The following is a 14,204-nucleotide window of genomic DNA, read 5'->3' on the forward strand; positions in this document are numbered from 1 at the left end:
AACGCGAGCCGGTTACTCCGGCTTCTGATAGCTATCAATCACTTCCTGCGCCGCCCGAAACGCATCGATCGCCGCCGGTACACCGGCATACACCGCGCAATGCAGCAGCGCTTCGCGAATTTCTTCCACGGTGCAGCCGTTGTTCAGCGCACCACGCACGTGACCTTTCAATTCTTGTGGGCACTTCAACGCGGTCAGCGCGGCGAGGGTGATCAGGCTGCGGGTTTTCAGCGGCAGACCTTCACGGTTCCAGACCCCGCCCCAGGCGTGTTCGTTGACGAAGTCCTGCAGCGGCTGGGTGAACTCGGTAGCGTTGCCCAAGGCGCGGTCGACGAAAGCGTCGCCCATCACTTGGCGGCGGACTTCAACCCCAGACTTTTTATCAGTGCTCATGGCAATTCCCTCTTGTGGTGTTGTCGGCGCCAGGCGCGTAGCGAGGTGAACAGCAAATACGCCCCCAGCGCCGGCAGGAAGAAAAACAGCATCAGGTGTTCAAGCTTGCCGGCCAGTGGCATCCCGGTGGTGAACGACACCACGTGCAGCCCATAGGCCAGGTACAAACCCAAGAACAATAGGCCTTCGGCGCGCGTCACGCGGTAGCCGGAATAGAACACCGGCAGGCACAGCACCGCGACACCGAGCATCACCGGCAGGTCGAAATCCAAAGCGTTCGGCGAGACTGACAGTGGCGACGGCGCGATCAATGCGGTCAGCCCGAGCACGCCCAAGAGGTTGAGCAGATTGCTGCCGATTACGTTGCCTACCGCGATGTCCCGCTGACCGCGCAACGCGGCGATCAACGAAGTGGCCAGCTCCGGCAGGGACGTGCTGACGGCGACGATCGTCAGGCCGATGATCCGCTCCGACAACCCAAGGTCGGTCGCGACCGCCACCGCGGCGCCGAGCAGCAAGTGCCCGGCGAACACCAGCATCACCAGCCCGGCGACAATCATCAGCAGGCTGCCGAACCAGGGTGCCTGCAGTGCGTCATGTGCGCCCGATGGCGGACGGGCCGAGTGCCGCGACTGGCGCAGCAGCAAGCCCAGATACAGCACCAGCGCGGCCAGCAGCATCATGCCGTCGAACCGGTTCAGCTCTTCGTTCCATGCCAGTACGAACACCAGCAGGCTGGCGCCGATCATCAGCGGAATATCCAGGCGCACCAATTGCCGCGAAACCCGCAGCGGAATAATCAGCGCCGAGAGCCCGAGGGTGACGAGGATGTTGAAGATGCTGCTGCCGATCACGCTGCCAACGGCGATGTCGGCGTTTTGCGCCAGGGTGGCTTGCAGGCTGACCGCCATCTGCGGTGCGCTGCTGCCGAGGGCCACGATGGTCAGGCCGATGATCAGCGGCCGCACATGCAGTCGCGCGGCCAGGCGCACGGCGGCGCGCACCATCAATTCGGCACCGGCGATCAGTAAAAACAGACCGCTGAACAATTCAATCACGCTGATCAGGGGTAAATCGGCAAGTCCGAAAATAGTCAGCGCTCCGTCTATCAGTCGTCGAGGGCTTGCACGCGAACTTTCGCGGTGCCACTGCGCAGCATGCCCAACTGTTCGGCCGCTTCACGTGACACGTCGATCAGGCGCCCACGAGAGTATGGCCCGCGGTCGTTGACGCGCACCACGCAGGACCTGTCGTTATTCAGGTTGGTAATCTTCACCCGGGTGCCGAACGGCAACTGGCGATGGGCGGCGGTCAGGCCGTGCTGGTTGAAACGCTCGCCGCTGGCGGTGCGTTTGCCATGGTGTTTGGCGCCGTAATACGAAGCTACGCCGGTCTTGTCGTAGCCGTGTGGATCAACAACATCCGTGCTGGCGCAACCGGCCAGCAGAGAGAGCAGGGCGCAGGCACTGAGCAGACGCTTCATTTAGAAAGCTCCCACAAGGGGTAGAGCCAGGCTTTAAAACTGGCTCCATTGCAATCAGCCTTCGAGCTTGCTTTTGAGCAGTTCGTTGACCTGTTGCGGGTTGGCCTTGCCTTTGGAGGCTTTCATGGCCTGGCCGACGAAGAAGCCGAACATTTTGCCGCGTTTGGCCTCGTCTGCCGCGCGGTATTGTTCGACCTGTTCGGCGTTGGCCGCGAGCATTTCGTCCAGCACCGCCGAGATCGCGCCGGTGTCGGTCACTTGCTTGAGGCCGCGCTTGTCGATGATCTCGTCTGCGCTGCCTTCGCCGTTGGCCATGGCTTCAAACACCACCTTGGCGATCTTGCCGGAGATGGTGTTGTCCTTGATGCGCAGCAGCATGCCGCCCAGTTGCTCGGCCGAAACCGGCGACTGGTCGATGTCCAGGCCTTGCTTGTTCAACAGGCTGCCCAGTTCAACCATCACCCAGTTAGCCGCCAGTTTGGCGTCGCCGCCGATGCTTGCGACTTTCTCGAAGTAATCGGCTTGTTCGCGGCTGGTGGCCAGGACGCTGGCGTCGTAGACCGACAAACCGAACTGTTCCTGGAAGCGCTCGCGTTTCTGTGGTGGCAGTTCCGGCAGGGTGGCGCGCACGTCGTCGAGGAACGAGTCTTCGATGACCACCGGCAGCAGGTCCGGATCGGGGAAGTAACGGTAGTCGTTGGCTTCCTCTTTGCTGCGCATCGGACGAGTTTCGTCCTTGTTCGGATCGTACAGACGGGTTTGCTGGATCACCTTGCCGCCGTCTTCGATCAGCTCGATCTGACGCTGCACTTCAGTGTTGATCGCCTTCTCGATGAAGCGGAACGAGTTGACGTTCTTGATCTCGCAGCGTGTACCGAATTCAACCTGACCTTTTGGACGGATCGACACGTTGCAGTCGCAACGCAGCGAACCTTCGGCCATGTTGCCGTCGCAGATTCCCAGGTAACGCACCAGTGCATGGACAGCCTTGACGTAAGCCACGGCTTCCTTGGCGCTGCGCATGTCCGGCTCGGAAACGATTTCCAGCAACGGCGTGCCGGCGCGGTTCAGGTCGATACCGGTGGCACCGTTGAACTCTTCGTGCAAGCTTTTACCGGCGTCTTCTTCCAGGTGCGCGCGGGTAATGCCGACACGTTTGACCGTGCCGTCTTCCAGCGCGATGTCCAGGTGGCCCTTGCCGACGATCGGCAATTCCATCTGGCTGATCTGGTAGCCCTTGGGCAGGTCCGGGTAGAAGTAGTTTTTGCGGGCGAACACGTTGTGTTGGCCGATCTCGGCATCGATGGCCAGGCCAAACATCACCGCCATGCGCACCGCTTCCTGGTTCAGCACTGGCAATACGCCGGGCATGCCGAGGTCTACCAGGCTGGCCTGGGTGTTCGGCTCGGAACCGAAAGTGGTGGAGCTACCGGAAAAGATTTTCGATCGGGTGGTGAGCTGGGTATGAATCTCCAGCCCGATCACGACTTCCCATTGCATGTGTTTCTCCTCAGAAGCCGGTTGGGGTGCGGGTGTGCCAGTCAGTGTTCAACTGATACTGGTACGCAACGTTGAGCAAGCGGCCTTCCTGGAAATACGGGGCGAGCAACTGCACGCCGACCGGCAGGCCATCGACAAAACCTGCAGGCATGGACAAGCCCGGCAGACCGGCGAGGTTGGCGGTGATGGTGTAGACGTCTTCCAGGTACGCAGCGACTGGGTCGCTGTTCTTGGCGCCGAGCTTCCAGGCCGGGTTCGGCGTGGTTGGGCCGAGGATGATGTCGACCTCATTAAAGGCCGCCATGAAGTCGTTCTTGATCAGGCGACGGATTTTCTGCGCCTTCAGGTAGTAGGCGTCGTAGTAACCGGCCGACAGCGCGTAGGCACCGACCATGATCCGGCGCTGCACTTCCGGGCCGAAACCTTCGCCACGGGAACGCTTGTACAGGTCTTCCAGGTTTTTCGGATCTTCGCAGCGATAGCCGAAACGCACGCCGTCGAAACGCGACAGGTTGGAAGAGGCTTCCGCCGGGGCGATCACGTAGTACGCAGGGATTGCGTGCTGCATGTTCGGCAGGCTGATCTCCTTGACCACGGCACCGAGCTTTTTCAGCTCTTCAACGCTGGCCATGACCAGGTCAGCGATGCGTGGGTCCAGACCTGCGCTGAAATATTCCTTCGGCACGCCGATGCGCAGGCCTTGCAGCGAACCGTTGAGGCCGGCGCTGTAATCAGGCACGGGCTCGTCGATGCTGGTGGAGTCCTGCGGGTCGAAACCGGCCATGCCTTGCAGCAGGATCGCGCAGTCTTCTGCGGTGCGGGCCAATGGGCCGCCCTGATCGAGGCTGGACGCGTAGGCAATCATGCCCCAGCGCGAAACACGACCGTACGTCGGTTTCAGGCCGGTGAGGTTGGTCAGCGCGGCGGGCTGACGAATCGAGCCGCCAGTGTCGGTGCCAGTGGCTGCCGGCAACAGGCGCGCGGCAACCGCAGCCGCCGAACCGCCAGACGAACCGCCCGGAACGTGTTCCAGGTTCCACGGGTTTTTCACCGCACCGTAGTAACTCGACTCGTTGGCCGACCCCATGGCGAATTCGTCCATGTTGGTCTTGCCCAGGGTCACGGCCCCGGCAGCAGCCAGTTTGGCGACCACAGTGGCGTCGTACGGTGCTTTAAAGTTGTCGAGCATCTTCGAGCCGCAGCTGGTGCGGATGCCCTGGGTGCAGAACAGGTCTTTGTGCGCGATCGGCGCGCCGAGCAGGGCGCCGCTCTCACCGTTGGCCCGACGAGCGTCAGCGGCTTTCGCCTGCTGCAGTGCCAGGTCTTCGGTGAGGCTGATGAAACTGTTGAGCTGCGGGTCGAGCTGGGCGATGCGCGCCAGCAAGACTTTGGTCAGCTCTTCGGAAGAAAACTTTTTATCGGCGAGTCCGCGGGCGATCTCGGCCAGAGTCAATTGATGCATTGCAGGCTCTTTCCCTTTAGTCGATGACTTTCGGAACCAGATACAGGCCGTTTTCGACCGCTGGTGCGATGGACTGATAGGCCTCGCGATGATTGGTTTCGGTCACGACGTCTGCACGCAGGCGCTGGCTCGCTTCCAATGGGTGGGCCAGCGGCTCGATACCGTCGGTATTGACCGCTTGCATTTCGTCGACCAGCCCGAGAATGCTGTTCAGGGCCGAAGTGATGTGTGGAAGATCGGCATCATTGAGGCCAAGGCAGGCCAAATGAGCGATTTTTTCCACGTCGGAGCGTTCAAGCGCCATGGGATTCTCCAGTGGAAAACAGAACGGACGGCGTCCGTGTGTTAGATTGTCGGAACACTACCGCATTTCTACGGTCTCAAGGCCGCGATTGTGGGGCTTGGTGCACAGAAAAGCGGCCAATTTAACATATTGGCGCCTTGCCCAAAATCCCTGTCGTTGTTAGAGTTTGCCGCACTTTTTTACCCACGCGTTGCCTAGGGTCCCTTTCCCATGTTCAAGAAACTGCGTGGCATGTTTTCCAGCGATCTTTCCATTGACCTGGGCACTGCCAACACCCTTATTTACGTGCGCGAGCGCGGTATCGTCCTGAATGAGCCATCGGTTGTGGCTATTCGGACACACGGTAACCAGAAAAGTGTCGTTGCTGTCGGCACCGAGGCCAAGCGTATGCTCGGCCGTACGCCGGGCAACATTGCTGCCATTCGTCCGATGAAGGACGGTGTGATCGCCGACTTCAGCGTCTGCGAAAAAATGCTGCAGTACTTTATCAACAAGGTTCACGAAAACAGCTTTCTGCAGCCTAGCCCTCGTGTGCTGATCTGCGTTCCCTGCAAATCCACCCAGGTTGAGCGTCGTGCCATCCGTGAATCGGCCCTTGGTGCCGGTGCCCGTGAAGTGTTCCTGATCGAAGAGCCGATGGCCGCTGCGATCGGTGCCGGCCTGCCGGTTGAAGAAGCTCGCGGTTCGATGGTTGTCGATATCGGTGGCGGTACCACTGAAATCGCGCTGATCTCCCTCAACGGTGTGGTCTATGCCGAATCCGTACGGGTTGGCGGCGACCGCTTCGACGAAGCGATCATCACCTACGTGCGTCGCAACTACGGCAGCCTGATCGGCGAATCCACCGCCGAGCGCATCAAACAGGAAATCGGTACGGCTTACCCGGGCGGCGAAGTTCGCGAAGTCGACGTTCGTGGCCGTAACCTGGCCGAAGGCGTTCCTCGCGCATTCACCCTGAACTCCAATGAAGTGCTGGAAGCTCTGCAAGAGTCCCTGGCCACCATCGTTCAGGCCGTGAAAAGTGCGCTGGAGCAATCGCCTCCGGAGCTGGCGTCCGATATCGCCGAACGTGGTCTGGTACTGACCGGTGGTGGCGCCTTGCTGCGCGACCTCGACAAGTTGCTGGCCCAGGAAACCGGTCTGCCGGTGATCGTCGCCGAAGACCCGTTGACCTGCGTTGCACGCGGCGGTGGCCGCGCATTGGAAATGATGGATAAACACACCATGGATCTGCTTTCCAGCGAATAAGTCGCCGGATCGCCTCTATGCTGTTGAGCGCGCAGGCAGCACTTTGCAGTGCTGCCTGTTGCGTTTATCTTCTGTCAGTCTGCATCCAGGCCGGTTTGATGCCGTATGAATAAAGAGAACATTTGCCTGGGAGGAGCGGCTTATTAAACCGCTTTTCACCAAAGGCCCCTCACTGGGCGTGCGCTTGTTGGTGCTGGCCGTGCTATCGGTCGCGCTGATGGTGGTCGATGCCCGCTTCACACTGCTCAAGCCAGTGCGTAGCCAAATGTCGCTGGTGCTGATGCAGTCTTACTGGATCACCGACCTGCCGCAGCGGCTATGGCAAGGTGTGGCCAGCCAATTTGGCAGCCGGACCGAACTGGTCGCCGAAAACGAAAAACTCAAAACCGAAAACCTGCTGTTGCAGGGTCGCATGCAAAAGCTGGCCGCCCTGACCGAGCAGAACGTTCGGCTGCGCGAGTTGCTCAACTCTTCCGCGCTGGTCAACGAAAAGGTCGAAGTGGCCGAGTTGATCGGCATGGACCCCAACCCCTTTACCCATCGCATCATCATCAATAAAGGTGAGCGCGACGGTGTGGTCCTCGGTCAGCCGGTGCTCGATGCCCGCGGCCTGATGGGGCAGGTGGTCGAGTTGATGCCGTATACCTCTCGCGTACTGCTGCTGACTGACACCACTCACAGCATTCCGGTGCAGGTGAACCGTAACGGTCTGCGGGCGATTGCCAGCGGCACCGGTAACCCGGAACGTCTGGAGTTGCGTCATGTGGCCGATACCGCCGACATCAAAGAAGGCGATTTGCTGGTCAGCTCCGGCCTCGGTCAGCGTTTCCCGGCGGGTTACCCGGTGGCGACGGTCAAGGAAGTGATTCACGATTCCGGTCAACCGTTCGCCATCGTCCGTGCGGTGCCGACCGCTGCGTTGAACCGCAGTCGTTATCTGTTGTTGGTGTTCAGTGATGGACGCACCCCTGAGGAACGAGCCAACGACGCCGCTCAGGCTCAGGAAGCGCTGGACCAGCATGGCGGTGGGCCGATCATTCCCGCAACCGTGCCCAAACCGGCCGTGTCGGTGATACCGGCTGCCGTTGCTGCTCCGGCTGTTCCGGCGGCTGCACCTGCTGCCGCAACCCCGGCAACCGCTGCTCATGCTGCCAGCAAGCCACCCGCGTCGGCACCGGCCGCCGTCAAACCACCGGCGGCCCAACCTGCTACCGTGAAGCCTGCTGCCAAACCGCCTGTCTCCGCGCCGGCTACCACTGGGGGAAGAGAATAATGGGCGGTACCACTTCCTCCCGAAACGGCTGGATGGTCTGGCTGACCTTTGCCATTGGCATGCTGCTCAGCGTTTCGCCGTTGCCGCAATTCATGGAAATCCTGCGCCCTCTATGGCTGGCCTTGCTGTTGGCCTTCTGGGCGTTGGCCCTGCCGCAGAAAGTCGGCATGGTGACCGCCTGGTGCCTGGGGCTGACCGAAGATGTGCTGTATGGCACGTTGCTGGGCCAGAATGCGTTGATCCTCACACTCATTACCTTCCTGGTGCTATCGCTGCAACAGCGCCTGCGCATGTTCCCGATGTGGCAACAGAGCCTGGTGATCCTGGTGATTTTCGGCCTCGCCCAACTGGTGCAGTTGTGGCTGAGCGCCCTGACCGGCAATCGCCAGCCGACACTGGCCCTGGTGTTACCGGCACTGGTCAGCGCGTTGCTCTGGCCCTGGATCAGCTACGGTTTGCGCGGTTTGCGTCGACGCTACAAAATCAATTAATTCGGTCAGGCATTTGCCCATAACCTCGACAGGGAGATGTCTTGATGAAACAGCTGTACCTCGCCTCAGGCTCGCCGCGTCGGCGTGAACTGCTCACGCAGATCGGCGTGCCATTCTCCGTCATCAGCGCGGACATCGATGAAACCCCTTTACCTGAAGAATGCCCATCGGCCTATGTCGAGCGTCTGGCGCGCAGCAAGGCCGAGGTCGGGCATGGCACGGTGGTGTCCGACGCCGATTTCTGCGTGCTGGGTGCCGACACCGCCGTGGTGCTGGACGGGAAAATTCTCGGCAAGCCGGTGGACGAAGCCGACGCATGCGCCATGCTTATGCTGTTGTCCGGGTGCGAACATGAAGTGCTGACCGCGATTGCGGTGCGCGATGGCGAGCGCTGCGAGTCTTTGGTGGTGCGCAGTCTGGTGCGTTTTCGCACCATCGACCGTGACGAAGCCGTGGCCTACTGGGCCAGCGGTGAACCCCGGGACAAGGCGGGCGGTTATGGGATTCAAGGGCTGGGCGCGGTGTTTGTCGCCGGGCTTAATGGCAGCTACTCGGCGGTGGTCGGATTGCCGTTGTGCGAAACCTGCGAGCTGCTCGGCCATTTCGGCATACCCTGTTGGCAAACCTTTAACGCGCATTGAGCGTCGTACTGACAAGATGCGGCCATTATCGTGAACATGCCTGAACGAGACCCTGCCATGAGTGAAGAGATCCTGATCAACATCACGCCGATGGAATCGCGCGTGGCGGTGGTCGAAAACGGTGTCCTGCAAGAGGTCCATGTCGAGCGCACGCAAAAGCGCGGGATCGTCGGCAACATCTATAAAGGCAAAGTCGTGCGGGTATTGCCAGGCATGCAGGCCGCCTTCGTCGATATCGGTCTGGATCGCGCCGCGTTCATTCATGCCTCGGAGATTTCTCTTCGCGAAGGCCCGACGGTGGAAAGCATCAGCGCGCTGGTTCATGAAGGTCAAAGCCTGGTGGTGCAAGTCACTAAGGATCCGATCGGCTCCAAAGGCGCACGCCTGACCACGCAACTGTCGATTCCGTCGCGCTATCTGGTGTACATGCCGCGCACCGCCCACGTCGGCATTTCCCTGAAGATCGAGGACGAAGCCGAGCGCGAACGTCTCAAGCAGGTGGTTACCGACTGCGTGGCCAAAGAAGGCATCAAGGAGGCCGGCGGTTTCATTTTGCGTACCGCTGCCGAAGGGGCCGGGGCCGATGAAATTCTCATGGACATCCGCTATCTGCGCAGGCTCTGGGACCAGATCAACGAACAGATCAAGACCATCAGCGCGCCGAGTGTGATTTACGAAGACCTCGGCCTTGCGCTACGCACCTTGCGTGACCTGGTGAGCCCGAAGATCGAGAAGATCCGCATCGATTCCCGGGAAACCTTCCAGAAAACCACGCAATTCGTCGCCGAATTGATGCCGGAGATTGCCGACCGTCTGGAGCATTACCCTGGCGAGCGACCGATCTTCGACCTGTACGGTGTCGAAGACGAAATCCAGAAAGCCCTGGAGCGCAAGGTACCGCTCAAGTCCGGCGGCTATCTGGTGGTCGATCCGGCGGAAGCCATGAGCACCATCGACGTCAATACCGGGGCCTTTGTCGGTCATCGCAACCTCGAAGAAACCATCTTCAAGACCAACCTCGAAGCCGCCACCGCCATTGCCCGTCAGCTGCGCCTGCGTAATCTGGGCGGGATTATCATCATCGACTTCATCGACATGGAAGATGAAGAACATCAGCGTCAGGTGTTGCGAACCCTCGAGAAGCAACTGGAACGCGATCACGCCAAGACCAACATCATCGGCATCACCGAGTTGGGCCTGGTGCAAATGACCCGCAAGCGCACCCGCGAGAGTCTTGAGCAAGTGCTGTGCGAACCGTGCAGCAGTTGCCAGGGTCGCGGCAAACTCAAGACGCCGGAAACCGTGTGCTACGAGATCTTCCGCGAAATCCTGCGCGAGGCCAGGGCTTATCAGGCCGAAGGCTATCGGGTGCTGGCGAATCAGAAAGTGGTCGACCGTTTGCTCGACGAAGAGTCGGGCAATGTCGCCGAGCTCGAAGGCTTTATCGGGCGCACCATTCGGTTCCAGGTGGAAACCATGTACTCCCAGGAACAATACGACGTGGTGTTGCTCTGAATCGTTGTGTTTTACCTCCACTAGAACGGCTGGCCTCAGCTTTTTGCAGTATTTTTGCCACGGGAGCCAACTGACATGGACCGTCTGACACGCATTTTGGCCGCACTGACCCGCTGGGGTCTGGGCCTGTGTGCGTTGGTTTTAGTGCTGATGGCGTTGTTCGTCAGCCTCGGCCGAGAGCTGACGCCGCTGGTGGCCGAGTACCGTGCCGACGTCGAAGACAAAGCCAGCGATGCCTTGGGCATGCCCCTGCAGATCGGCAAGCTGGAAGGCAACTGGAGCGGTTTCGCCCCGGTTCTTTTGGCCCATGACGTGATGGTCGGCGCGGGCTCCAATGCCCTGCGCCTGGATCAAGTGCGCGCGGTGCCGGATCTCTGGGCCAGCCTGCTGGCGCGCGAAGTGCGCATTGCACATCTGGAGCTCAATGGCTTGAAGATCAGCCTCAAGGAAGGCGAGGACGGTCATTGGGCGCTGGAAGGTTTGCCGGTGCAGCAGGACCAGCCGCTGAATCCGGAGCAACTGCTCAATCGCATGCAGATGGTCCAGCAGCTGTCGGTGCTCGACAGCCAGATCACTTTGCAGCCGTTGGGCGAGGCGCCACTCACCCTGACGTATGTCGGCCTGAATCTGAAAACCGGTCCATCGCGCCAGCGGCTCGATGCCCGTTTGACCCTGCCCGACGGCCAGCCGGTGGCGATGAGCTTGCGCACCCGTTTGCGCGCAGCCCAATGGAAGGACGGTGAAGCGGACGCTTACCTGAGCCTGCCGCAAAGCGATTGGTCGAAATGGTTGCCCGAGCGACTGACCCAGCAATGGAATTTCTCCGAGATCAAGGCCGGTGGCGAGCTCTGGATGAACTGGAGCAAAGGCACTTTGCAACGCGCTGCGATTCGTTTGAACGCACCGCAACTCAAGGGCGCCTATGCCGAACGCAAGCCGATCCAGATCAACAATCTGGCGCTGAACGGGTATTTCCAGCGCAGTTCCACTGGCGTCCTGGTGACTCTGGATTCCCTGGCCATGAACCTGGGTGACAGCCGCTGGGAATCGAAACTGCAATTTCAACAAACGGCGGCGACAGACAAGGCGCCAGAGCTCTTGCATCTGCAAGCCGACCGTCTCGATCTCACACCGCTCACTCCGCTGCTGAACGCATTGGGCCCACTGCCCGAAGGGATAGCCACGGCGGTCGAGCGGCTCAAGGTCACCGGAGTCTTGCGCAATGTGCTGATCGACTTCCGCCCAGCCGCTACCGATGACACTAAATTCAGCTTTGCCGCCAACCTGGAAAAAGTCGGCTTCGACGCTTATCGCGGTGCACCAGCGGTGCGAAATGTCAGTGGCAGCATCAGCGGCGACCTCGGGCAGGGCGAACTGCGCATGGACAGCAAGGATTTCTCCCTGCATCTGGACCCGATTTTCGCCAAGCCATGGCAATACATTCAGGCCAACGCCCGGTTGACCTGGAAACTCGACAAAGAAGCTTTCACCCTGATCTCGCCGTACCTGAAGGTGCTGGGCGAGGAGGGCAAGATTGCCGGCGATTTCCTGATACGCCTGCATTTCGATCGCGCCCAGGAAGACTACATGGACCTGCGGGTCGGCCTGGTCGACGGCGACGGTCGCTACACTGCCAAGTACCTGCCGACGGTTCTCAGCCCGGGGCTCGACGAATGGCTGCGCACCGCGATTCTCAAAGGCGCGGTGGATGAAGGTTTCTTCCAGTACCAGGGTTCGCTGAACCACGGCGCCGCCGAAACGGCTCGCAGCATCAGTCTGTTTTTCAAGGTCCACGATGCCGAGCTGGCGTTTCAGCCGGGCTGGCCGCATGTCAGCAAGGTCAGCGGCGATGTGTTCATCGAAGACAGCGGCGTGCGGATCCTCGCGAGCGAGGGCCAATTGCTCGACACCCAGGTCAGCGACGTCTACGTCAATATTCCCCGTGTGCCTGCCGGACAGAGCACTCATCTGTTCCTCGATGGCGCGTTCGCTGGCGGGTTGGGCGATGGCCTGAAGATTCTGCAAGAAGCGCCAATCGGCACCGCCGACACGTTTGCTGGCTGGGAAGGCGAGGGCGATCTGCAAGGCAAGCTCAAGCTCGATATCCCGCTGGTCAAAGGCGAACAGCCGAAAATCCTCGTCGACTTCAAAACCGCCAAGGCCCGTTTGAAGCTCAGTGAGCCCACCCTCGAACTGACGCAACTCAAGGGTGATTTCCGTTTCGACAGCACCAAGGGGCTGAGCGGGCAAAAGATCACGGCGCGAGCCTTCGACAAGCCGGTGACCGCACAGATATTCGCTGAAGGCAGCCCGGGCAAGCTAAAAACTCGGGTCGCGGCGACGAGTGAGGTCGAGGTCAAAAAACTGACTGAATGGCTGAATGTCACTCAGCCATTGCCGGTGACGGGGACGATCCCTTATCAGCTGCAACTGAACCTTGATGGCGCCGACAGCCAATTGATGGTCAGCTCCAACCTCAAAGGCGTGGCGGTGGATTTGCCGGCGCCGTTCGGCATGGCGGCCGATGTCGGGCGCGACACCGTGTTCCGCATGACCTTGCAAGGCCCGGAGCGGCGTTACTGGGTCAACTACGGTGAACTGGCGAACTTCACGTTTGCGGCGCCGACCGGCAATTTCGCCGACGGTCGCGGCGAGTTGCTTCTCGGTGGCGGCAACGCCGTGTTACCCGGCGCCAAAGGCTTGCGCGTGCGTGGGGTACTGTCCGAGCTGGATGTCGCCCCCTGGCAGGATCTGCTGACCAAATATGCTGGTCAGGATCCTGGCGGCAGTGCCAAACAGTTGCTCAGTGGCGCGGATTTGAAGGTTGGAAAACTCACTGGTTTCGGCACCACCCTCGATCAGGCGTCGGTGCAGTTGGCGCGCAAACCGGCCGCGTGGGCCCTGCAACTCGACAGTCAGCAGGCCAAGGGCAGCGTGGGAATTGCCGATGCGAAAGCCGCACCGATTGCGGTCAATCTGCAATACGTACGTTTGCCGGCACGAGACCCTACCGCGCTGGCTGACGAGAATTCACCGGATCCGCTGGCCACGGTGGACCCGACGAAGATCCCGGCGCTGGATGTCACTATTAATCAGCTGTTCCAGGGGCCGGATCTGGTGGGCGGGTGGCACCTGAAGGTTCGGCCGACCGACAAGGGCGTCGCCTTCAATGCCCTTGATCTGGGCCTCAAGGGCATTCTCTTGCGGGGCAGCGGTGGCTGGGAAGGCGTGCCGGGTAACTCCAGCAGTTGGTACAAGGGCCGAGTCAGTGGCAAGAACCTTGCCGACGTGCTCAAGGGCTGGGGGTTTGCACCGAGCGTCACCAGCGAAGAGTTTCACATGGACGTCGATGGTCGTTGGCCTGGGTCACCCGCGTGGCTGGCCACCAAACGCTTCTCCGGCAGCCTTGATGCGTCGCTGAATAAAGGTCAGTTCATTGAAGTCGAGGGCGGGGCTCAGGCGCTGCGGGTATTTGGCCTGCTCAACTTCAACTCCATTGGCCGCCGCTTGCGCCTGGACTTTTCCGACCTGTTCGGCAAAGGCTTGAGCTATGACCGGGTCAAAGGCTTGCTGGTTGCCAGTAACGGCGTCTACGTGACCCGTGAACCCATTCTGCTGACCGGGCCGTCGAGCAATGTGGAGCTCAATGGCACGCTGGACCTGGTGGGTGATCAGATCGATGCCAAGTTGTTGGTGACTTTACCGGTGACCAACAATCTGCCGATTGCCGCGCTGATCGTCGGTGCACCGGCTGTCGGCGGGGCGCTGTTCCTGATCGACAAGCTGATCGGTGACCGCGTGGCGCGCTATGCCAGCGTCAGATACACCGTCAAAGGCCCATGGAAAGATCCGAAAATCACCTTCGACAAGCCTTTTTGAATTCTTTTGAAAAAG

At 60.4% G+C, this 14,204-nt stretch carries 12 protein-coding genes; 6 read left to right on the plus strand and 6 right to left on the minus strand.

Annotation, left to right across the window (positions count from 1 at the left end):
• Positions 1-12 precede the first annotated feature (12 nt).
• The 6 genes from ACZ89R_RS22550 to gatC are packed head-to-tail and all read right to left on the minus strand — an operon-like array spanning position 13 to position 5,142.
• Positions 13-393: a carboxymuconolactone decarboxylase family protein gene (locus ACZ89R_RS22550; RefSeq protein ID WP_253553289.1), complete on the minus strand. Its 381-nt coding sequence runs from the start codon at positions 391-393 to the stop codon at positions 13-15.
• Entirely contained in the window at positions 390-1,451 is a 1,062-nt protein-coding gene (locus ACZ89R_RS22555) for a calcium/sodium antiporter (RefSeq protein ID WP_429544532.1), read from the minus strand. Before ACZ89R_RS22555 ends, ACZ89R_RS22550 begins: the two co-directional genes overlap by 4 nt.
• 50 nt (positions 1,452-1,501) lie before the next feature.
• On the minus strand, positions 1,502-1,876 hold the full coding sequence (locus tag ACZ89R_RS22560) for a septal ring lytic transglycosylase RlpA family protein (RefSeq protein WP_048396578.1): 375 nt from the start codon (positions 1,874-1,876) through the stop codon (positions 1,502-1,504).
• A 54-nt stretch (positions 1,877-1,930) separates the two neighbouring features.
• A complete protein-coding gene (gene gatB, locus ACZ89R_RS22565) occupies positions 1,931-3,376 on the minus strand; it encodes an Asp-tRNA(Asn)/Glu-tRNA(Gln) amidotransferase subunit GatB (RefSeq protein WP_123498962.1) in 1,446 nt (481 codons plus the stop codon).
• Positions 3,377-3,386: 10 nt separating this feature from the next.
• Positions 3,387-4,838: an Asp-tRNA(Asn)/Glu-tRNA(Gln) amidotransferase subunit GatA gene (gatA, locus tag ACZ89R_RS22570; protein ID WP_429544531.1), complete on the minus strand. Its 1,452-nt coding sequence runs from the start codon at positions 4,836-4,838 to the stop codon at positions 3,387-3,389.
• 16 nt (positions 4,839-4,854) lie between these two features.
• The gene (gatC, locus tag ACZ89R_RS22575; RefSeq protein ID WP_007901429.1) at positions 4,855-5,142 is read right to left on the minus strand and encodes an Asp-tRNA(Asn)/Glu-tRNA(Gln) amidotransferase subunit GatC; all 288 of its coding nucleotides are present in this window, start codon (positions 5,140-5,142) and stop codon (positions 4,855-4,857) included.
• A gap of 210 nt (positions 5,143-5,352) precedes the next feature.
• On the opposite strand from gatC, the gene mreB reads away from it, so the two are divergent.
• The 6 genes from mreB (at position 5,353) to ACZ89R_RS22605 (ending at position 14,189) form a co-directional block, all read left to right on the plus strand.
• Entirely contained in the window at positions 5,353-6,390 is a 1,038-nt protein-coding gene (mreB, locus tag ACZ89R_RS22580) for a rod shape-determining protein MreB (RefSeq protein ID WP_002555108.1), read from the plus strand.
• 142 nt (positions 6,391-6,532) lie between these two features.
• Positions 6,533-7,663, plus strand: coding sequence for a rod shape-determining protein MreC (mreC, locus tag ACZ89R_RS22585; protein ID WP_429547820.1), 1,131 nt, complete (start codon positions 6,533-6,535; stop codon positions 7,661-7,663).
• Positions 7,663-8,154, plus strand: a complete 492-nt coding sequence (gene mreD / locus ACZ89R_RS22590; RefSeq protein ID WP_429544530.1) for a rod shape-determining protein MreD — start codon at positions 7,663-7,665, stop codon at positions 8,152-8,154. Before mreC ends, mreD begins: the two co-directional genes overlap by 1 nt.
• A 44-nt stretch (positions 8,155-8,198) precedes the next feature.
• Positions 8,199-8,795, plus strand: coding sequence for a Maf family protein (locus ACZ89R_RS22595; protein WP_429544529.1), 597 nt, complete (start codon positions 8,199-8,201; stop codon positions 8,793-8,795).
• A gap of 57 nt (positions 8,796-8,852) precedes the next feature.
• Positions 8,853-10,310, plus strand: a complete 1,458-nt coding sequence (gene rng / locus ACZ89R_RS22600; RefSeq protein WP_008067330.1) for a ribonuclease G — start codon at positions 8,853-8,855, stop codon at positions 10,308-10,310.
• A 75-nt stretch (positions 10,311-10,385) separates the two neighbouring features.
• Positions 10,386-14,189 carry a YhdP family protein gene (locus ACZ89R_RS22605; RefSeq protein WP_429544528.1) on the plus strand — a complete coding sequence of 1,268 codons (3,804 nt, stop codon included), beginning with the start codon at positions 10,386-10,388 and terminating at the stop codon, positions 14,187-14,189.
• The last annotated feature ends 15 nt before the right edge of the window (positions 14,190-14,204 follow it).

Source organism: Pseudomonas sp. TE3728, assembly GCF_056279145.1.